The organism is Arthrobacter sp. UYEF21 (assembly GCF_040546085.1).
Taxonomy (GTDB): domain Bacteria; phylum Actinomycetota; class Actinomycetes; order Actinomycetales; family Micrococcaceae; genus Arthrobacter.
In genome coordinates, this window is the sequence record NZ_JBEPNF010000010.1 from 72,938 (window position 1) to 92,203 (window position 19,266).

The 19,266-nt window shown below is 65.6% G+C and carries 19 protein-coding genes and 1 pseudogene; 6 read left to right on the forward strand and 14 right to left on the reverse strand.

Annotated features, from left to right (window positions below; translation table 11 throughout):
• Positions 1-80 precede the first annotated feature (80 nt).
• The 7 genes and pseudogenes from ABIB27_RS11800 to ABIB27_RS11830 form a co-directional block, all read right to left on the reverse strand.
• A pseudogene (locus ABIB27_RS11800) lies at positions 81-1,019 on the reverse strand (type IV toxin-antitoxin system AbiEi family antitoxin domain-containing protein).
• 236 nt (positions 1,020-1,255) lie between these two features.
• On the reverse strand, positions 1,256-2,005 hold the full coding sequence (locus ABIB27_RS11805; protein WP_354217153.1) for a dienelactone hydrolase family protein: 750 nt from the start codon (positions 2,003-2,005) through the stop codon (positions 1,256-1,258).
• A 68-nt stretch (positions 2,006-2,073) separates the two neighbouring features.
• Entirely contained in the window at positions 2,074-3,411 is a 1,338-nt protein-coding gene (gene tgt, locus ABIB27_RS11810) for a tRNA guanosine(34) transglycosylase Tgt (protein WP_502909190.1), read from the reverse strand.
• 33 nt (positions 3,412-3,444) lie between these two features.
• Positions 3,445-4,170: an SRPBCC family protein gene (locus ABIB27_RS11815; RefSeq protein ID WP_354253903.1), complete on the reverse strand. Its 726-nt coding sequence runs from the start codon at positions 4,168-4,170 to the stop codon at positions 3,445-3,447.
• A 48-nt stretch (positions 4,171-4,218) separates the two neighbouring features.
• Positions 4,219-5,325: a DUF6707 family protein gene (locus tag ABIB27_RS11820; protein WP_354253904.1), complete on the reverse strand. Its 1,107-nt coding sequence runs from the start codon at positions 5,323-5,325 to the stop codon at positions 4,219-4,221.
• An 85-nt stretch (positions 5,326-5,410) separates the two neighbouring features.
• On the reverse strand, positions 5,411-5,950 hold the full coding sequence (locus ABIB27_RS11825; protein ID WP_354217157.1) for an NUDIX hydrolase family protein: 540 nt from the start codon (positions 5,948-5,950) through the stop codon (positions 5,411-5,413).
• Positions 5,951-6,044: 94 nt separating this feature from the next.
• Complete coding sequence (locus ABIB27_RS11830; protein ID WP_354253905.1) at positions 6,045-6,812, reverse strand: VOC family protein; 768 nt, start codon at positions 6,810-6,812, stop codon at positions 6,045-6,047.
• Between the two features lie 74 nt (positions 6,813-6,886).
• On the opposite strand from ABIB27_RS11830, the gene ABIB27_RS11835 reads away from it, so the two are divergent.
• Both ABIB27_RS11835 and ABIB27_RS11840 read left to right on the forward strand, forming a co-directional pair.
• Entirely contained in the window at positions 6,887-7,108 is a 222-nt protein-coding gene (locus ABIB27_RS11835) for a hypothetical protein (RefSeq protein WP_354217174.1), read from the forward strand.
• 169 nt (positions 7,109-7,277) lie between these two features.
• Positions 7,278-7,469 (forward strand): hypothetical protein, encoded by a 192-nt coding sequence (locus ABIB27_RS11840; RefSeq protein ID WP_354253906.1) that lies wholly within the window; start codon positions 7,278-7,280, stop codon positions 7,467-7,469.
• 136 nt (positions 7,470-7,605) lie between these two features.
• Here ABIB27_RS11840 and ABIB27_RS11845 read toward each other — a convergent pair whose 3' ends face one another.
• The 3 genes from ABIB27_RS11845 to ABIB27_RS11860 all read right to left on the reverse strand — a co-directional run bounded on the left by ABIB27_RS11845 (position 7,606) and on the right by ABIB27_RS11860 (position 11,037).
• Positions 7,606-8,451 (reverse strand): fumarylacetoacetate hydrolase family protein, encoded by an 846-nt coding sequence (locus ABIB27_RS11845; protein ID WP_354253907.1) that lies wholly within the window; start codon positions 8,449-8,451, stop codon positions 7,606-7,608.
• Between the two features lie 736 nt (positions 8,452-9,187).
• Entirely contained in the window at positions 9,188-9,814 is a 627-nt protein-coding gene (locus tag ABIB27_RS11855; RefSeq protein WP_354217160.1) for a response regulator, read from the reverse strand.
• A complete protein-coding gene (locus ABIB27_RS11860; protein WP_354217162.1) occupies positions 9,811-11,037 on the reverse strand; it encodes a sensor histidine kinase in 1,227 nt (408 codons plus the stop codon). Before ABIB27_RS11860 ends, ABIB27_RS11855 begins: the two co-directional genes overlap by 4 nt.
• A gap of 222 nt (positions 11,038-11,259) precedes the next feature.
• On the opposite strand from ABIB27_RS11860, the gene ABIB27_RS11865 reads away from it, so the two are divergent.
• Complete coding sequence (locus ABIB27_RS11865) at positions 11,260-11,841, forward strand: GlcG/HbpS family heme-binding protein (protein WP_354217163.1); 582 nt, start codon at positions 11,260-11,262, stop codon at positions 11,839-11,841.
• Between the two features lie 10 nt (positions 11,842-11,851).
• Positions 11,852-12,562 carry an ankyrin repeat domain-containing protein gene (locus ABIB27_RS11870; protein ID WP_354217164.1) on the forward strand — a complete coding sequence of 237 codons (711 nt, stop codon included), beginning with the start codon at positions 11,852-11,854 and terminating at the stop codon, positions 12,560-12,562.
• A 990-nt stretch (positions 12,563-13,552) separates the two neighbouring features.
• On the opposite strand, the gene ABIB27_RS11875 is transcribed toward ABIB27_RS11870, so the two are convergent.
• On the reverse strand, positions 13,553-14,266 hold the full coding sequence (locus tag ABIB27_RS11875; protein ID WP_354217166.1) for a TetR/AcrR family transcriptional regulator: 714 nt from the start codon (positions 14,264-14,266) through the stop codon (positions 13,553-13,555).
• A gap of 112 nt (positions 14,267-14,378) precedes the next feature.
• Here ABIB27_RS11875 and ABIB27_RS11880 point away from each other — a divergent pair, with 112 nt between their 5' ends.
• Together ABIB27_RS11880 and ABIB27_RS11885 are read left to right on the forward strand one after the other, a co-directional pair.
• Entirely contained in the window at positions 14,379-15,113 is a 735-nt protein-coding gene (locus tag ABIB27_RS11880) for a DUF4386 domain-containing protein (RefSeq protein ID WP_354217167.1), read from the forward strand.
• Positions 15,114-15,221: 108 nt separating this feature from the next.
• A complete protein-coding gene (locus tag ABIB27_RS11885; protein WP_354253908.1) occupies positions 15,222-15,539 on the forward strand; it encodes an FAD-dependent oxidoreductase in 318 nt (105 codons plus the stop codon).
• A gap of 42 nt (positions 15,540-15,581) precedes the next feature.
• On the opposite strand, the gene ABIB27_RS11890 is transcribed toward ABIB27_RS11885, so the two are convergent.
• The 3 genes from ABIB27_RS11890 to ABIB27_RS11900 form a co-directional block, all read right to left on the reverse strand.
• Positions 15,582-15,770 carry a hypothetical protein gene (locus ABIB27_RS11890; protein WP_354253909.1) on the reverse strand — a complete coding sequence of 63 codons (189 nt, stop codon included), beginning with the start codon at positions 15,768-15,770 and terminating at the stop codon, positions 15,582-15,584.
• A gap of 733 nt (positions 15,771-16,503) precedes the next feature.
• Complete coding sequence (locus tag ABIB27_RS11895; protein ID WP_354216506.1) at positions 16,504-17,673, reverse strand: ABC transporter ATP-binding protein; 1,170 nt, start codon at positions 17,671-17,673, stop codon at positions 16,504-16,506.
• Entirely contained in the window at positions 17,670-19,265 is a 1,596-nt protein-coding gene (locus tag ABIB27_RS11900; protein WP_354253910.1) for an ABC transporter permease, read from the reverse strand. Before ABIB27_RS11900 ends, ABIB27_RS11895 begins: the two co-directional genes overlap by 4 nt.
• Position 19,266: the final 1 nt, after the last annotated feature.

The window sequence follows — 19,266 nt, forward strand, 5'->3', positions numbered from 1 at the left end:
TTGCGGGCCAGCCCGAACGCTGCTGGATCGCCGGGACGGACCGGCTAGTCCGTCGCGTTCCGGCGATCTCGGCGGCATGGCTAGCGCCGGAGCGCGGCCAGAATGCGGGCTTTGAACTCCAGTTCGTGGAAGAGGTCATCCCATTTCACGCGCACGAATTTCCAGCTGTCTTCAGTGAGCGCATTCTCGCGTTGTCGTTCCTTGTACAACACCTCGGCCGTCGGCTTGTAATCGAAATACTTCGTTTTCCCGTCGAATTCAAGCGCGACTTTCTTCTCCTTCCAGGCAAAATCCAGGCGGTACCGACCGGCTCGGGTAGTCACCTCGACCTGCGGTTCGGGCATGGGAAGGTTCAGCCTAGTGAGTAGTTCGCGGGTGAGCGTCTCACCCGCTGACTCCGACCTTGGATCGGCGTTGGCGAGCGCCAGTCGGAGGGTCCGGATCCCGCGGCGTCCCGGCAGGCCGTCAGCTGCGGTCTCCATTATGGCTTTATCTGCGCCAAGCCGGAGTGCGTGGTCCATCAGCACCAGTGCCTGCCGGTAACTCAGCGTCATGGCGCAGTCCACCACCGTCCGCTCGAGCGACGTCACCCGAAGTTTCCCAAGGGTCACGACCTCCGACTAGGCGTAGGGCCGCGTATGGCCGCGGACATCCTTGCCTAGCCGTTCGCTGGAGGGGCTAACAGGCAGCAGAAGATGGATCAGGTCGTCAACATCCCAGAGATACAAACCGTGCAGCCGCGCCGCCGAGGTGTGGCTATAGACGAAGTCTCCGGTCGATGTCGTGAGTGTTCCGTGCGCGTGGGCCTGAATCAATTGCCTGCTGCGGACTGCACGCGTTTGCTTCTCCCACAGCTCACCGCGGATGTAGCAGCCGTAGCGGAGTCGAACAAGTTTCTTATGGAGCACCAATACCTTGATGGCCCGGGAATTGAGGCCCTTTTCGTGCAATTGGCCCGTTCGCCACAGGTGACCGGTGCTTGGAAGTGCGGGAAGGCGGACTGGCTGCGAGGGTGTCATCCCGACAGAATGCTGCAGCCAGTGGCAGCCCGGAAGGCGCCGCCGTCGTTATGTGGAATACCCACGTCGCCGGAGCGCGTCCAGATTGCCCGAACGGGCTCCGATCGCCGAAACGCTCCGGCGGTCCGGCAGCGTTCCGGCGGGTTAGGCGGCGGGTCATCGGCGTGAGGACGGGGGACCGGCCCTAAGCCGCCTGCTGCACCTTCCGGGCGTAGCCCTCTCCGGAGGGCCTGGCGTCAGCCCTTCAGCGTCCCGTCGAGGAGGCCGCGGAGTTCGGTGAAGTGCCGCTCCGTGGCTTCGGCGTGGAACATCGAGGTGTCTGCCATCGCGTAGCCGTGCGGCGCACCGGCATAGATCTCGTTGGACGCCTCGAGCCCCGCTGCGTCGAGCGCTTCGCCCAGGCGCGCGACGGCCTCGGGAGCCATGCTCTGGTCGTGGTCGGCGTGGCCGAACACAAACCGCGCCTTCGCATGAGCCAGTTCCAGGTGCGGACTGTCCGGTGCGTCGGTGGCGAGACCGCCGCCGTGGAAGCCGCCGCAGGCTGCCACCACCTGCGGGTGGGCGGTGGCGGTGCGGACCGCGAGGCGGGCGCCCATGCAGTAACCGAACGTGCCGATGGGGCCGGGCGCAACGCCGTCGAGCGTTCCCAGCGCTGCAACCCACGCGTCAATGTCCGGCAGCGCTTTGTCTGCAGTGAGGTGTCCCACCCGTGGGAACGCGGCCTTGCCGGCAGCCGCGCGGCCGTCCGGAGTGGTCATGTCCACCGTCGGTGCCAACTCGTCAGCAGATCCTTCGCGGTAGAAGACGTTCGGCGCCAGGACCACGTAGCCCCAGTCGGCGATGCGCCGCGCCATTTCCTCGATGCGCGGACGCAGGCCGAACGCGTCCATGTACAGGATGACGCCGGGAAACGGGCCTTCACCGGCGGAAGGACGGACAACCAGGGCTTCGGCGGTGCCTGCAGTGGCAGGGATCTCAAGGAGCATCTTGTCAGGATATAGGAGGACGACGGCGGGCCGCGGCAGCACCGCGGCCCGCCGCAGTGGCGGCGGACTCAGGAGTAGTACTGCGCCAGGGTCTCGGCCTTGAAGTCGAAGAAGGTGCCAGCCTCGATGGCTAGCCGGGCGTCGTCCACCATCTTCACCACAAAGCGCTCGTTGTGGATGGAGATGAGGGTGGCGGAGAGCATCTCCTTGGCCTTGAAAAGGTGGTGGATGTAGGCGCGCGAGTAGTTGGCGCAGGCGTAGCAGTCGCAGCCCTCCTGCAGGGGCCCAAAGTCGCGCTTGTACTTGGCGCCGGAGAGGTTGTAGCGGCCGGTGGGGTGGTAGAACGCCGAGTTGCGGGCCACGCGGGTGGGGGAGACACAGTCGAAGGTGTCCGCACCGTTTTCGATGGCGGTGAAGATGTCGTCCGGTTCGGAGATGCCCAGCAGGTGCCGCGGCTTGTCCTCCGGCAGTTCCTCGTTGCACCAGCGCACAATCGTGCCCAGGTTCTCCTTCTCCAGCGCCCCGCCGATGCCGTAGCCGTCGAAGTTCATGGCTCCCAGGTCCTGGCAGGCCTTCCGGCGCAGGTCCTCGTACTGGGCGCCCTGGATCACGCCGAACAGGGCCTGGTACGGCTTCCCCACGCGGGATGAGGTCAGCCGGAAATGCTCGTCCAGGCAGCGCAGCGCCCAGAGGCGGGTGCGCTCCAGTGACTCCTCCTGGTAGCCGCGGGAGTTCTGCAGCGTGGTCAGTTCATCGAACGCGAACATGATGTCCGCGCCGATCTGGTGCTGGACCTGCATGGAGATTTCCGGCGAGAACCGGTGCCGGTCGCCGTTGAGGTGGCTTTTGAACCAGACGCCGTCGTCGTCGATGTGGGCCAGGCGTTCCTTGCCTGGAGCGACAGCGTCATCCGGCCCCGAAGAATCAACCGATTTCATGTCGATAACCTTCTTGAACCCCGAGCCCAGGCTCATCACCTGGAATCCGCCGGAGTCGGTGAAGGTGGGCCCGGACCAGTTCATGAACGCGCCCAGCCCGCCGGCCTCGTCCAGGATGTCCGCGCCTGGCTGGAGGTACAGGTGGTAGGCGTTGGCCAGGAGCGCCTGCGCCCCAAGTTCCGCCATCGATTCTGGCAGCACCGACTTCACGGTGGCTTTGGTCCCGACGGCGATGAAAGCGGGCGTCTGGATCTCACCGTGCGGCGTGCTGATGGTGCCCGTGCGGCCGAGAAACCGGCCGCCGTTGGTAGCGACTTGGTCGGCCGACGGCGCACAATTTTCGGCCAACCGAGTGCCCACGGTGAAGGAGAACTGGGACTGCGCAGCGATGGACTGCCCGGCAAAGGTGACTCCGGCGCTAGCGGCAGTGGAGTCAGCGGGCAGAGCGGAGGCGGGAATGGCTGGCACCGTTACAGTGTGCCAGCAAACAGCGCCGATCCCTCAGTTGGCCGCCTTTGGTGTGGGGTAGTTCTCAGCCCGCCAGCCGTCCCAGGACGACTGGATGGACTCCAGTTTGTGGGCACCCAGATCGTAGGTGGAGGCAATCACCATGGCACCGCCGTCGGGCCTGACGTCCTCGATGACGGGCTGGTCGGCCACGATCAGCAGGCCGTCCCCGTGCTCGGCATAACCGTGGACAGTGAGCCCCACCTGATGGTTGCTGCGGTACCAGACCTTGCCGGAGATTTCCTCTCCGGTGGCCAGGGTCAGCTGGTATGGCTCGCCGGGCTTGGGAACCTCGGACAGCCCCAGCTTCTCGATGGCTGAACCGGATCCGCCCGGGACCTCGATGAACAGAGTGTGCCGCTGGCCGTGCGGATGGTGTTCCAGCGCGAATCGGAGCTGCTGCAGGAACGTCAGCCAGCCCTGCGTGATGTCCTCGTCCCAGGCCGCCCATTCGGAATTGTGGTCCAGGGCCGCCCGGGTGACGCGGACCTCCGTCCCGGACGCCACCGGTTTCAGGTCAAAAACATCGCCGCCGTTGGCGGTCAGGCTGGTGTGGTCCGGGGCTTCGACGACCTTACTGCCAAAGTAGATCTCGTTGATTTCGGCCGCCAGTTCATCGGCCTCCCAGCCGTGCCACTGGGCCACCTTGGCCGGTTCGCGCAGCATGGTCCAGACCTGCGGCGCATCAGCATTAACCACCACGCTCAGATTGTTCGTCATAGCCCCGAATCTACAACTCCCGCGCAACCCCGGGTAGGGCTAGTTTGTTCAGGCCCGGACGGACTCGAGCTCGTTGCTGATCCGGCGCTGCAGTTCACCGAGCCCGATCGTCTCAGACCCGCCGTGGGCCCGCAGGAAGAGCAGGGACTCGAGCCGCAGCAGCCGCCACTCCCGCTCGGCCTCGTGGTTGGAGTTGTCGATCGAGCGGAAGATCTCTTTGTCGTATAGGTTGGGTTCGTTGAGTGACCGCTGGCGCACCTTGGCGTTCATGCGCGCCTTGAAAGGGTCCGTTTCCTGGTTTTCCGGGGTGCGCAGCAGCTTTTCGTAGACTTCGGCGCGCTCTTCCTGCCGGTCCTGGCGGCAGATGTAGCTGGACAGCGCCAGCGACGCCTCCACGGAGGCCCACCTGCCCGGGTTGCCGTCGTACGGCAGCACGTTGAGCAGGTCCGCCACGGCCAGCGCCCCGTCAGGGTCTTTCAGCGTGATGAACAGCTCGTGGGCGAGGTCGCTGAGGTCCTTCAGGCAGCTGCCGGACTTGAAATTGATGCCTTTGGCCAGCTTGTCGGCCAGCAGCAGCACACCCACGGCGTCGGGGTGGGCTTCGGCGGCTGCCTCCACCACGGCTTCCGGCGTGCCCTGCGGGGCCGGAATCCGCGCGAGTTCCTCCGCCGAAGGGCCACTCACCGCGGGCGGGATGGCAGGCAGAGGAGGTACGACGACGGCGGGAGCCGCCGGTGCTGCCTCCACCGCTGCCGGTGGCTGGTGTTCGCGGGATTCCGCGTGGAATTGCTCCCCGTCGGGCTGTTCAGCGTCGGCCTGTTCCCCCTCGGGAAGGCGCATTGCCACCGGAAGCTGCGTGACGGCGTCGGTAGCTGTGTCCTGGTGGGCCGCATCCTGGACCATGATGTCCTGAAGCGTGACGTTGCGGGCCGTTGGGCTGGCGATCTTCACCGTGGAGCCGGCCGCGATGCGGATGGTGCCGCCGCCGGTGAGGTTGGCCAGAACCACGGCAGGTGTGCCGAAATCATCTGACTCCAGCTCCACCCGCTGGATTTCGGCGGTGCGTTCACCATCGGGAAGGAGGAGCTGATCGCCGGACGTCAGAGATCCAGCCTGCTGTTCGCTGTAATGCCTGGCGGCTGGGGTTTCGGTCATGGGGGTCCTTAAATTCTCTTGCGGTCCGCCCTACAGTCTACAAAGCAGGGCGCTCCAGTCCGGGACGCCGGGGATCCTCCGGGCGTCAGAAGCCCACTCCCGCAAAGGCGAGCGCCTGGCGGACCAAAGCTCCCCGGCCGCCGTCGAATTCGAGCTGAACCCCGGGGCTAAGCACTTCTTCCGGGGTCATCCACGTCAGTTCCAGGGCGTCCTGGCGGGGCTCGCATTCGCCCGTCACGGGGATAACATAGGCCAGGGACACGGCGTGTTGGCGGTCGTCGGTGAAGCCGGTGTGGGACGGGGCCGGGAAGTATTCGGCCACCGTGAACGGCACCGGGCTGATGGGAAGCTGGGGAAACGCGAGCGGCCCCAAATCCTTCTCCATGTGGCGCAGGAGCGCGGCGCGGATGGTCTCGCGGTAGATCACCCGGCCGGACACCAGCGACCGGATCATGGTGCCGTCTTCATCGGCCTGCAGCAGCGTGCCAACCTCGTTCACGAATCCCAGCGGATCCAGCCTGACGGGAACGGCCTCCACGTAGATCATGGGCAGCCTCCCGCGTGCCTCAAAGAGGTCCTCCTCGGAGAGCCAGCCGGGATTGGGGTCAGGAGTGCGAACGTTCATGGTTAAGTTCTACCCCATCGGACGCGTGCGGGCCGGTGAGGGGGGCTTTTAGCGTAATTCGCCGTCCAAAGCGCGTGGCCACAGCGCCGGGATCTCACCCCTCGGCGCGCCGCTGGGAGATCCAGAGCGTGGGCGGGACGTGCGGGCCGGCATTGGAATCCGGGGCTGGGCTGGCCGTTCCTGCGGCGGCTGCATCCGGGTTGGCCACGTGCAGGGTCCGGCCGAAGGCTTCCTCCGTTTCGCCGACCTCCACCCCGGCGTCCGCGAGCCGGGTGCGCAGGGCGCCCAGATCGCCGTCGTACTCAAATCCCAGGCCGGTCCGGGGTGGCCCGGAGGCCGGGCGCGCCATCAGCACCCCGCCGTTCTTGGCCGCGAAGTCCGCTGTTTCGTCATCGTCCGGGACTGGACGGCGGCGCGCACCCATGTTGCGCAGTGTTTGGGCGGCCGCGGCAGCGTCCGGCGTGAACCAAACCACGACGACGGCAAGCGCCTGATCGGCGTCCGCGCACTGGGCTCCGTGGGCGGCCTTGTCGGCGTAAAAACTGAAGCCGTCCTCGCCGGTGATGCGGCAGGTGTCGCCATGGTCAGCCCGGGTCAGCTCGGCCGGCGACGTCCCGCTCTCCACCCCGGCCTCGTTGGTGCGCCGGGCGAACTCAGCCAAATCGCCCACTTCGACGCCGAACCCCGTCGTCCCGTCTTCGGGCGAGCCCGGCTCGGCGGCGTGCAGCGCAAGCCTGCCCGACCCGGAGTCGAACTCCTGCCAAGGCCCGTCATCGACTGTCCGGACCATCCCCAGACCCGTGAGGAGTCGCTCCCACTGGTCCAGGCGCGAGGTGAAGTGGACGGGGCGGACACGCAGCATTGGATCTCCCGGGGTGAAGACGACGGCTTGTTGCCTGATATGGCCATAATGCCACGCCTTGAATAAGGAGTCCCGTGGAGCAGAATAGTGCCATGGCCATCGAACTCGCGGAGCTGCTGATGAAGGACGCCGCCGAGTGGCGCAGCAGGCTGGAGACGAACCACGCGGACAAACGGGAGGCCGAAGGACGCACCATCAAGGAAATCCGCCGCTGCACCAAACGCTACCTGGCGCGACGGGTCCACCGAACCCTTAACTCGAAAAACGCCACCTTGAACAAGGCTAGACAAACATAGGAGGGCCAACGGCACCACCACCTTGTTCGCCGCCCTGGAGGTCCTCACGGGCAAACCCGCAAGACGTTCTATGCGATACGGGCCACAGGGCCTTTGATGAAGGCCACGCCGCAGCCCTGGAGCCACGCTCACGCCGTCCGACACTTCGCCAACGCGGTTGCCCGGGGACATGGTCGGCATCGGCAGGACCCTGTACTCCGTGACCAAGCGGATGGGCGGACTAGTCGTCATTGCCGCCTGGGACCTTGACGGCGTCGTGCTCCGCCAAAACCGGAGGGGAGGTCCTCGCAGAGTACTTCTGGCCGCCGAAGGAACCACTTACGTCCGGATGGGCAAGGCACGCACCCACTTCCGCAGATAGGCAGGCAGAGAAAACTGTTACCGATGTCTAGAGACAGCAAGTGTCACCGAAGTCTCGAGGCGGAACTGTTACCAAACTTTGGAGACATCACACGATTAAAACGCCGACAGCGCCAAGAATAAACGCGACTGTACTTCTAGGCTTGAATGAATTCCTGCCGCTGGCGTCCAAGGCCAGCCACCTCTACCTCCACCACGTCCCCGGCTTTTAGATAAGGGAAGCGTCCGGACAAGGCCACGCCCTCCGGCGTTCCGGTGCAGATCAAGTCGCCCGCTTCCAGGACGAGGTACTGGCTGAGGTCATGGATGATGGTGGCCACGTCGAAAATCAGGTCTTGCGTGGTGGAGTCTTGGCGGGGTTCACCGTTTACCCATGTGCGCAGCCGGAGGTCGCCTGGGTCCACTTCCTCGGGGGTGACCAAGTATGGACCGGTGGGGCAGAACCCGGCACAGCTCTTGCCTTTGGACCATTGACCGCCGGAGCCCTCCAGCTGGAAGGTCCGCTCGGACAGGTCGTTGACCGTGACAAAGCCGGCGATGTGACTGAGCGCATCCGATGGTGAATTGAGGTATGACGCGCGGGTGCCGATGACAACGCCCAGTTCGACTTCCCAGTCCGTGGTGGTGGAAGCGCGGGGGATCACGACGGCGTCGTTGGGTCCTACGACGGTGTTGGCAGCCTTTTGGAACAGGATCGGTGCCACGGGTGGTTCGGAACCGGACTCAGCGGCGTGAGCGGCGTAGTTCAAGCCGACGCAAAACACTGAAGACGGCCGGGTGATTGGCGCCCCGATTCGGAGGCTCACGGCATCCAGTTTCGGTAGTTCCCCGGCAGCCAGGGCCGCTGCTGCACGGCCGGGGCCGCCCGAGGACCAGAAGTTGGGGTTTAGGTCCGGGGTCAGTCCGGCTAGGGAGTAGTAACTACCACCATTCATGATGGCGGGGGTTTCGGCTCCGACGGGGCCGAGGCGTGCAAACTTCATGCGGTTGGTTCCTTCTTCGAGGTTCGGGATCGGGTTCCTTGGCCAACGTGCGCTCGCCCCCAGTCGGCTGAGGGCTGGTCGGTCGCGGCGTGGACCTGTTGTGTTGGAGGCGTCGCCGGTGCCGGACTCGCCCTTGGACCGATCCTGGCCGCGCCCTCGTTGGGGGGAGCTTGGGATCCCAAATCAAAGTTAAGAGTGACTTGAATCACTGTCAACGTATTTTTTCAGAAAGGCCTAAAAACGAATTGTTACTTTGGTTCGGGCATGCAGCCTTGGCTGGCTGGACCGTTGGTTCCGCGTGTAGCAAAGAGACGAACGCCCGGAACTCCGTAGTCCGGAAAATTAAACCGACCACGGGGTGGCAGCAAGGTCGGCGCTCCCGCAGCTTGCAGCTCGGATGGAACGCCTTATCAGTAAACCGGTACCCGCACGCGGCCTTCCACCGCAGATCGTCTGTCAACGCCTCCGGGGCCTCCCGGTCCGAAAGGCCTTCAAGGCCTCCAATGCGTGCAACGACCCAATGACCGGCGCCGGAGCAGAAGGCCGGCGCCGCCGCGAGGGGATCAGAATGCAAAGACGCAGCCCGGAGCCCGGAGCCAACAATTCCCCGGTCAGCGCATCCATATCCAAATACCCGGGTTCCGCGTCTTCATGTCCTGCATAAGGCCAGTCCTAACCACGGGCTCTACCAGTCCAGCCGACCCGCGTTAGCGCCCGCGACTGATTCGACAGTCTCCTAGCGCATACCCTCCCTGCGGATGGCAGTGGCGATGGCTGCGGCACGGGTTTCCACCCCCAGCTTGGCGTAAATGTGGGCCAGGTGGGTCTTGACCGTGGCTTCGGAGATGAAGAGTTGCTGGCCCAGCTCCCGGTTGCTGAGCCCTTGGGTCAGGAGGCTCAGCAACTCGGCCTCCCGCGGCGTCAGGACGTCGCCGGGATTCCGCAGCTGCTGGAAAAGCCGGGAAGCTACCGGTGCGCTCATCACGGACTTTCCCTGCACGGCGCCACGGAGGGCGGCGAAGATTTCGTCCGGGGCTGCGTCCTTGAGCAGGTAGCCCATTGCCCCGGCGTCCACTGCCCGCACGATGTCCGCGTCTGAATCGTAGGTGGTGAAGACAAGAATGGCCTGCCGGCCGTTGCGCTGCCGCAATTGCTTAATGGCCTCGATCCCGTCCATCCCGGCGCCCATGGCCAAGTCCATCACCACCACAGCAGGCGAGTGCTGGTCCGCCAGCTTGAGGGCTTCTTCGCCAGAGGCGGCCTCGGCCACCACCTCAAAGTCAGGCTGCGTGCCCAGCAACGAGCGGAGTCCGCTCCTGACCACCAGATGGTCGTCCACGAGGAGGACGCTGATGGTTCTCATGACTCTTCCTGGTTGGTTCGCTGCGCTGGTAGCTGCATGGGGTGTTGGGCGGGTACCTGGGCCGCCACGATGGTGCCCTGTCCGGGGGAACTTTCCACCGAGAATTCCCCGCCCAGCTGTTCCACGCGCTGGCGCATGGCCCGCAGTCCGTAGCCTCCGGCGTCCGATGGCGGTGCTGCCGCCAACGGGTTAAACCCGGTTCCGTCGTCGTAAATGTCCAAGGTGACGGAATCCGGAAGGAAACCCAGCGTTACGGTTGTGGCGGTGGCGTTTGCGTGTTGTTGAATGTTCGCGGCCGCGCTCTGGACCACCCGGAGCAGCGTGTGCCGGACCTCCGCCGGGACGTCCCTCAGCTCGCCGGTGAGCAGGAGCCTGGCGTTCGGGACATACTGAGTGGCGGCCTGACGCAGGGCCTCGGGCAGCGGCGAGGCGTCGAGCCCCGGGGAAGCGAGCTCGTGGACAAGGCTACGGGTTTCGGAGAGGTTCCGCCGCGTCAGTTCGGCGGCCCGATCGACGTCGCGGCGGGATGCCGCGCCGGGCCACGAGCGTTTGGCGGCTTCCAGGAGCAGCAGGCTGCTGGCAAGGCCTTGAGCCACGGTGTCGTGGATCTCGCGTGATACCCGCTCGCGTTCGGCGATGGTCCCGGCGCGGCGTTCGCTGGCCTTCAGTTGTCCTTGTGCCTGCGATACTGCAGCGTGGAGCCGGCGCTGCTCGGCGGAGTCGTGCTCGATCCGGTCATAGATCATTGTCAGCATCACTCCGACTGCTAGGGGCCCCAGCAGCATGGCCAGGTCCGTGCCGGCGCTCAGGCGAAAAAGCCCGACGGCGGTGGCGGCCGCCACCGCGCCTGCCGCAAGGTAACTCAGGGCGCCCGTGAACGCTGTCCGGCACAGAAAAAAGATCGCAAAGGAACACCACGCAAAGCTGGGGGCGGAAATGACCAGGACCCCCCACACGGCCACAAGTACAAGCATCCAGACCGCCCACGGACGTTTCTGCCGGGCCAGTACAGCGATCACCGCGTACAGGGCGCATACCGCTCCGGCCAGTCCGAGGACCAGGAAGTTGTCTGGCAGGCTATGCCGCATGACATAGCGGACGGCCGATGCGACTAACAGCAACGCAAAGCCGAGGTGGACCGCGGCGTCGATCCGGCCGAGCCGGCCGGGCTTCGCAGCAGGTCCGGCGGGTGGGGTTTCAAGGGCAGTGGCTGGCGAGGGCATGTTGTCCGGTTCTGGTCAGGGGAGTTCCCCTCCAATGCTAGGGCCCCCGCCGTTGCTGGTCTCTCAGCCTTTTGGCTGACGCTGCTGGCCTTCCGGAGGAGCGGGATGCAACCGAAGGCCCGATGTCCGCCGCGGCTGGGCGGGACAGGATGGAGACGAGGTCACGGGCCGGGCCCAGGCCACGGTCTGGTTGAGCCACCAACTGAAATTCAAGGAGAACCCATGAAAAAGCCGAACAAGATTGCCGCCGTTGCTGCCGCCGGAGCATTGCTCCTGACTGGTGGCCTGACCGCTGCCGCCAATGCCGGGACCAGCCAAATGGCCGCCCGCGCCGCCGTACCCGCCCTTGATATTCCCCAGGCGCCGGGTATCGTGGTCGCGCAGAACCGCATCACCGTGGGCGCCTCGTCGGACGCCGTCCAGGCAGCCCTCGCGAAATGCCAGGCGGACAAGTTGCCGTTCGTCACTGTGGCCCTGGTTGACAGGTTTGGTACCGTCCAGGCTCTCCTGCGCGGAGACAACGCCGCTGAGCATACGATTGACGCTGCCAAGCAGAAGGCCTACACCGCGGCCGCCTTCGGTGCACCAACAAGCGAGCTGGCCAAGCGCATCAACGGCAACGGACCCAGCATCGCCGACCTCCCCGGCACCCTCTTTTTGGCCGGTGGCGTCCCGCTTAAAGTCAACGGCGTTTCCGTGGCGGGCATCGGAGTGGGGGGCGCCCCTGACGGCACTTTGGACGAGGCCTGCGCCACCGCAGGTGCCGAGGCCATCGGTGCAGCGGTCGCGGGCGCTGCCAAGTAGGCTCGGATCCATGACACCGTTCAGCATGTGCCGCCGGGCCCCCAAGGCAGCAGCGGTTCTGATCGTGGCGGGTCTCGCGGCGTTCCTGGCCGCCTGCCAGACAAATCCAGGTGAGCCGCAACGGCTGGAGTCGCCCTCGTCCGTAACAACAGCCTCGTCCCCGTTATCACTGACCGCTCACACCACAGCGGCACCCACCACGCCGCCAGCCCTGTCCGCGACGGCCCAGGCACAGCTGGACCAAAAACTGATCGTCGCCGCAAAGACCAACAACGTCGCGCTGGCCGGCGAACTCATCGGCCACGGCGCCAATGTGAACGCCAAAGACGCCATCGAGGATTCCGCGTTCCTCTACGCCGGCGCCGAGGGATTCAATGAGATGCTCCAGCTGACGCTTGCAGCCGGCGCAGACGTGACCAGCACCAACCGTTACGGCGGTACTGCACTGATTCCCGCCAGCGAGCACGGCCATGTGGAGACGGTGCAGATCCTCCTGGCCGCCGGGGTGCCCGTGAACCACGTGAACAGGCTGGGCTGGACCGCCATGCAGGAGGCCATCCTGCTCAACGACGGTGGCGTCAGACAGCAGGAGGTGGTGCGCCAGCTCCTGGACGCCGGCGGGGACCATACCATTCGGGACCCCGAGGCGCGCACTGCCCTGCAGAACGCGGATCGCCTGGGCTTCGTGGAGATTGCCAACCTGATTCGCAGCCACGGCTAAAGTGCGCGGCGGGTGGCTCCTGGGCCGCTGACGTCCGCATCGTTCCGCGAAAGTACGACGGCGTGCCGCACTTTTGGTGCGACGCCCCCGCCCCCCCGCCCCCGCCGTCGAGTGTCAGAGGCAGGTCTTGGAGTACCGCGCCAGTGAAGGCGGCCAGCGCCGCAGGGACGACGGTGACCACCACTTCGTGCAGCCAGCCCGTCATGAAAGCGGCACTGGGACGGATTCCGGTGCGGAGGGGTTGCCAGGAAGTCTCCGCATCACTGACACGTGCTGCGGAGCTTCTTGCTGTCTGCGCTGGTGTTGTGTCCACCAGGTGCGAATCGCCACATCAAACCCGGCAAATACGGGCCACTACGACGATCCGCAAAACCTTGGCGTCGGATATGTCGCTTTTCCACAAGCCACCTTAGGTAGGCGGCTGCGCTCGGATTCGGGTGGGTATCCAGGGCGTCGTGGCTGATGGCCAGCGTTCCCGCGGCCAGCCCGGCAAGATCGGGGCGCCGGCTCCTTGATGCAACCAGTTCAGCGCCGAACGCGGGGGAGTGGTGGCGGTGATCGATTCATGGACGGGCACCAAGGCGGTCGGGAGCTGCCCTGAAGCGGCGGCCAGGAGCCGACGGTTCTGTGGGCAAGCGCGCAGGACGGGCACCGGCCCCGTTCGTAGAGATTGTCCTCAATCCCGCAGCCGGTGCCCACATGCATGGCCCGGGATCCCGGGCCAGTCGGCGCAGATGCTTGCCCCGGGTCCCGGCGGGCCAACCAGCCGGCGCTGTTGGTGGCAGCCGTCGCAGCCGCCCCGGTGGCGCATGGCCGCGGTGTAACACTTGTCGCAGACCGGACCCTCGGGCCAGCGGGCGGTCGGCGGACGGTCCTGCCCGCACTGCGCGCAGGCCGCAGTTTGCCGTGGAGTGCAGCCGGCGCAGATCGGGGCGGGTCCGGTGGCAAAGGAGCAATTCAGCGAAACAGTGCCAGCCGTTTCGTAGACCGTTAGCTTCGCAGCGGCGGACGCCATCCCGTTTGGTGGAGCCGCTCGAAACCGTCAAGGAGTAGGTCAAGGGCGAATTCGAACTCGAATCTGTCGTCGCATCCGTGTGCCACGACCGTGCCGTCGTGGGCGGCCGCGCCGCTGATCCGCGCGATGTTGGGGTAGCGCTCTGCCGTGGCGAGGGTCTGGGCAGATTGCGCGTCGGGGGCCGTCTCGGCTGCGGCCGCACTGCCGGAGCTTGTGGGTTGGTTGAACAGTTCTTGGGTGAAGCCCCACATCCGGCTGCCCAGAGCGTGCATGACGTGGTGGGTGAGGTCCACCGAGAACCCACCGGCCAGGAACATCCCGATCGTGGACTCCATGTAGTCCAGCACGGTTGGGGTGTGATTGGTGCGCGACTCAAGTACCGCGCGGGCCCACGGATGCCGCATTAGCACCTGCCGTGCCGAGATGATTCGTAGGCGGACAGCCGTCTTCCAGTCGGTGCTGCTGATCGGCGGGTCGATCTCCTTGACGATCACCTCGACCATCGCGTCGAGCAGCTCTTCTTTGTTCGCGACGTGCTTGTACAGCGCCATCGGTACGACCCCGAGCTCCTCGGCGAGCCGGCGCATGCTCAGCGCTTCGAGGCCGATCTCGTCGGCGAGCTCCACGGCGGCCTGAAGCACGCGATCGCGGTTGAGACGAAGGCGCGGGATGGACGGCGCTGGAGTCATTGCGGTCCTTTGGGTTGAGAATGGGATTGCCCTTGACTGGAGTACATCGTACACCTTAGAGTATATTGAATCTTGGTGTACACCGTACACCCTTACCCCCCAAGGAGTTCTCATGACCCCCACACGCACAACTGCGATTCTCATCGGCGGTCTGTTCCTGCTCAGTGAGGTCGGCGCGATCGTCGCCCGGCTCCTCTACGCTCCGGTGCTGAACACGCCCAGCTACGTCACCGGTACCGGCCGCGACGCGTCGTTGGCCGTCGGTGTTCTGTTCGAGGCGTTGCTCGTGATCGCCGTCGTCGGCACCGCAGTAGCCATCTATCCCGTCGTCAAGCGCCAGAGCCCAAGGTTGGCCCTGGCCTACGTCGCCGCCCGCATCATCGAGGCGTCGATCATCGCGGTGGGCACTATCAGCCTGCTCACCGTGCTGCTGCTGCGGCAGCAGCCCCGCGGCGCCGACGAGGGCACCCTCGAAGTCGTCGCGGCTGCCCTGCTGACGCTGCAAGACGCTACGCTCCTGTTCGGCCCGGGCTTTGCGCTCGGCATCGGCTCGATCCTGCTGGCTTCGCTCATGTACACGTCCCGCCTCGTGCCTCGCATCATCGCGGTTCTCGGCCTGGTAGGTGGCGCGGTCATCACGCTCTCAACCGTGCTGGTCATCTTCGGCCTGTACGGGCAGTTCTCGCCGATCGGGCTGCTCGTCGCGCTGCCCGTGTTCGTCTGGGAGATGTCGCTCGCGCTCTGGCTGATCATCAAAGGCTTCAACGCCACTGCACTCGAGCGGGTGGGGGACAGCCGCGCTGGCGCCGACCGAGCGGAGTATTCAGCCGTCACCGAGTTGCGCTGACAATCGATGGGGACGCGGTCCGCCGTAGTGGACCGGCCGCGCCGGGGGCGTCGATCACAAGCTGTGCCAGATCACTGGTCGCCGGCCACAGCAGCAAGCAGGATGCGAGTGAATACCGACCTCATCATTATCGGCGGCGGCTATGCCAGCGTCATGGCCGCGAACCGAGCAGCCGGCCGTAGCGGGCGCGTGACCCTGGTGAACGCTGGCGCAACGTTTGTCGAACGCATCCGGCTGCACGAGGTCGCCGCGGGCAGCAGGGACAGCGCGGAGTTGCCCCTCGCATCAGTTCTGCACCTCGATGTGGAGCTCATGGTCGGTTGGGCTGAACGCATCGACGCGGAGGGGCAAAAGGTCTTTCTCGCGACGGGCGCATCCTCGGTTACGACGGCTTGGTCTACGCGGTGGGGAGCACCTCGCCCGTGATGCCTTCCGGAACATTCAGCATTGCATCCCACGGCGAAGCGCTCAGACTGCGGCGCGCGACTGGCAAGTTTCGGCTTCGGCAGTGTCGACGTGATCGGTGGCTGACTGACCGGGGTCGAGCTTGCCGCGGAGATCGCGTCCGCTCGCCCCGACCTGCGCGTGCGACTTCGCACCCGAGGACCCGGCGGCGCCAGTCTTGAAATAGCCGGAGGGAATACGGTCCAACGACATTTAGAGCGGCTTGGAATCGTGGTCACGGCGCAGGAGCGCGAGGCCGCCTCTGCCGGCATAGCGAGCATCACAGTCATGACGGCCGGGTTCGTCAATGCATATCGCTTGGTCGACACGGCGGATGGATTCAGCAAGTCAGCTCAGATGACACCCCCCGAGGCGCTCATTTGACCGGTGTTCTCGGTGTTATCGCGAAGGAGTCGGTGAGCCGACAAACACTTCGGTGGCTGCGTCGCGAAGCTGCGAAACCGGGGTCTTTCAGATGGCCGGGCGGGCCTCCGCTGGCGCTCGAAAGGACCGTTGGCCAAACCGCCAGGTAGGAACAGCCCATGAGGGTGTGGCTCGCTCTTGCCCCCCGGCTTCACCGTAAGCCACACCGCCGACGCTGCGGCCGGGACGCCGCGCGGTGGGCAGAACCTAGAGGCATCTGTGTACATCCGTAAGGGGAGCAGGAGAATGCAACCCTCATGGGGGCCTATCGGCGGCCATGGTGAAGGTGGAATGGAATTGGACGGCTCAGGGAGGGTTCCGCCTTCTGGGTTAGTTCGCCTCCCGTCGGCAGCCAACAAAACCGTGCGCGACCGCAACGCCAACGACGCGGAGGAAGAATTCCCACGAGTCAACGCCTCCAAAGCCCCCCGGTCCCCGTCACGCAATTCCAAAGCCCTTGCCAGACAAACCATGGATCAAGTCTGACAAAAAACCATACCCAAAGGAATCAACGTCACGCTACCTAGTTGGGTTCGGCCGGATCCAAGGGAAACGCCACCGCTTCGCCCACCACGCGCAGGCAAAGTTCCATGCCCGGCCGTGCAATGGAGGCGTTCCAGTGCCGGATGGTGATGACCTCGCCGCCGCCGGGATAACGGTGGTCGCTGCCGCCGGCCAGTCCCGGTGGTACGGACAGCTTGAGCCGCACGGTGGTTTCGGGCCCGAAGTAGTCGGTGTCCACCACGACGCCGCGGATGGGCCCGTCCTCCGCAATGCGGATCTGCTCGGGCCTCAGCATCACCTGCACGCGGCCCTGGGCCGGTGGCCGGCGGACGGGGATTGCACCGAGCGAGCAGGTGGCCAGTGAGCCCTCCATCCAGGCGTCCAGGATCACGGCGTCGCCCAGGAATTCGGCGGTGGCACGGTCGGCGGGGCGCGTGTAGACCACAAACGGGTTACCGATCTGCGCCAGCTTGCCGCCGCGCATCACGGCCACCTGGTCCGCGAAGGACAGCGCTTCTGCCTGGTCGTGGGTGACCAGGATGGTGGTGACGCCGGCGTCGCTCAGGACCTTTGCCACGGCCCGCCGGGTTGCCACCCTCAGCCCCGCGTCCAAAGCCGAGAACGGCTCGTCCAGCAGCATGAGTTCGGGTTCGCGGGCCAGTGCGCGGGCCAGGGCCACACGCTGTTGTTGCCCGCCGGAAAGCTGATGTGGGCGCCGTTTGGCCATGGCGGGGTCCAGGGAGACCATGTCCAGCAGCTCCGTGATCCGGTCAGCCACTGCCGGGCGGCCGCCCGGCAGCTTGGCTGAGTCAAGCCCGAAGGCGACGTTCTGGCCCACCGTGAGATGGGGGAAGAGCGCACCGTCCTGGGCAACGTACCCCACATGCCGTTTGTGGGCCGGGAGCCAAACGCCGTCGCCCGCCACCTTGGTGCCATTGAGCGAGATAGTGCCGGTGGCGGGGTGTTCAAATCCCGCGATCAGCCGCAGCAGCGTGGTCTTGCCGGACCCGGAGGGGCCCACAATGGCAGTGGTGCCGCCCTTGGCCACGGACAGGTTGACGCCCTTGAGTACAGCCTGAGTCCCGAAATTCTTGGTGACGTCCGCTATCTGCAGGTGGCTGTTCGTGGACGGCTCCACGGATGGCGCGATCCGCGGTCCGGGGAGCCTGGAGGGGGATTGTTCGGTCACTGTCCGGCCACTTTCTTGGACTGCTGGAAGAGAAGGTAGGTCATGGGGGCGGAGAGCAGGATCATCAGCAAGGCATACGGTGCGGCACCCGCATAGTCGATCTCGCTGCTTTTGCTCCAGAACTCGGTGGCCAGTGTGCGCGTCCCGTTCGGTGAGAGCAGGAGCGTGGCGGTGAGCTCGTTGGCGATGGCAAGGAAAACCAGGGCCGCGCCGCCGGCGGCGGCGGGAGCTGTGAGCCGCAGCGTCACCCGGATGAAGGACAGGAACGGCGGTTTGCCCAAAGCCTGGGCCGCTTCGTCGAGTTCCTTCGGGGCCTGGGACAGGCCCGCGCGCAGGTTCACCAGCGCCCGTGGCAGGAACAGCAGGACGTAGGCGGCCACCAGCACCCCGGCGCTCTGGTAGATGCCGGGCACCAGCCGGATGCTGACCGTCACAAACGCCAGACCCACCACAATTCCCGGCAACGAGCTGGTGACGTAGTTGGAGAGTTCCAGGGATTTGCTGAACCAACTGGGGTGCCGCACCGCCAGGAAAGCCATGGGAAAGGCGACGACCGTGGTCACCACGGCGCCGGCAAGCCCGTAGCCCAGGGTGGACACCAGGGCCGGCAGGAACTCGTCCGCCACCCAGATCGCCGAACCGCCCGCCGTGATCCAGCGCAGGACCAGAAACAGCGGCAGCCCGAAGGCCAACGCCGTCAGGGCAAGCAGGGCGAGCTGGGCCGGGATCTGGTAGGCGTGCAGCGGCAGGCGCAGTGACTTGGCCTGGGCGCCCGAGCCGATCCGGGCGTAGCGTGCTGTGCCTCGGCCGCGTACTTCCACCACCAGCAGGATCAGGCAGAAAAACACCAGCACACTGGCCAGCATGTTGCCGGCAGTACCGTTGAACGTGGACTGGTACTGGATCATGATCGCGGTGGTGAAGGTATCGAAGCGGATCATCGCGAACGCGCCATATTCGGCGAGCAGGTGCAACGCCACCAGCAGCGCACCGCCGGTCATGGCGATGCGCAGTTGGGGAAGCACTACCCGGAAGAAGACCCGCCAATTGCCAAGCCCCAGTGCGGCGGCGGACTGTTCGATGGCAGGGTCAAGGCGGCCGAGCGTTGCCGCCGCCGGGATATACACCAAGGGGAAATAGGAGAGCGTGGCGATCAGTACCCCTGAGCCCAGCCCCTCCAGGGATGGAACGGCGGACACCCAGGCATAGCTGTTTACGAACGCCGGAATAGCCAGGGGCGCGGCCAACAGGACCGCCCAGATCTTCCGGCCACGCAGACGCGTCCGTTCCACCAGCCACGCACCGCCCACGCCCAGGAAAATGCAGAGCGGAACGGTGATCACCATCAGCATGATGGTGTTGAGCAGAAGTTCGCCAACGCGCGGCCGGAAGATCAGTTCGACGGCGGTGTTCCACCCCGTTGCCGCCGTCATGTACACGACGTACCCCAGCGGGATGAGGGAAAACAGGGCGATCAGCACCGCCAGGATGGACACCGTGGAAACGCCGAAAGGCGGGCGGGGGCGCTTGCCCCGGCCCGCCGTCGTCGTCGTGCTCCCCGCTGCCGGGGGAGCCGATAGATCGGAGGTCACT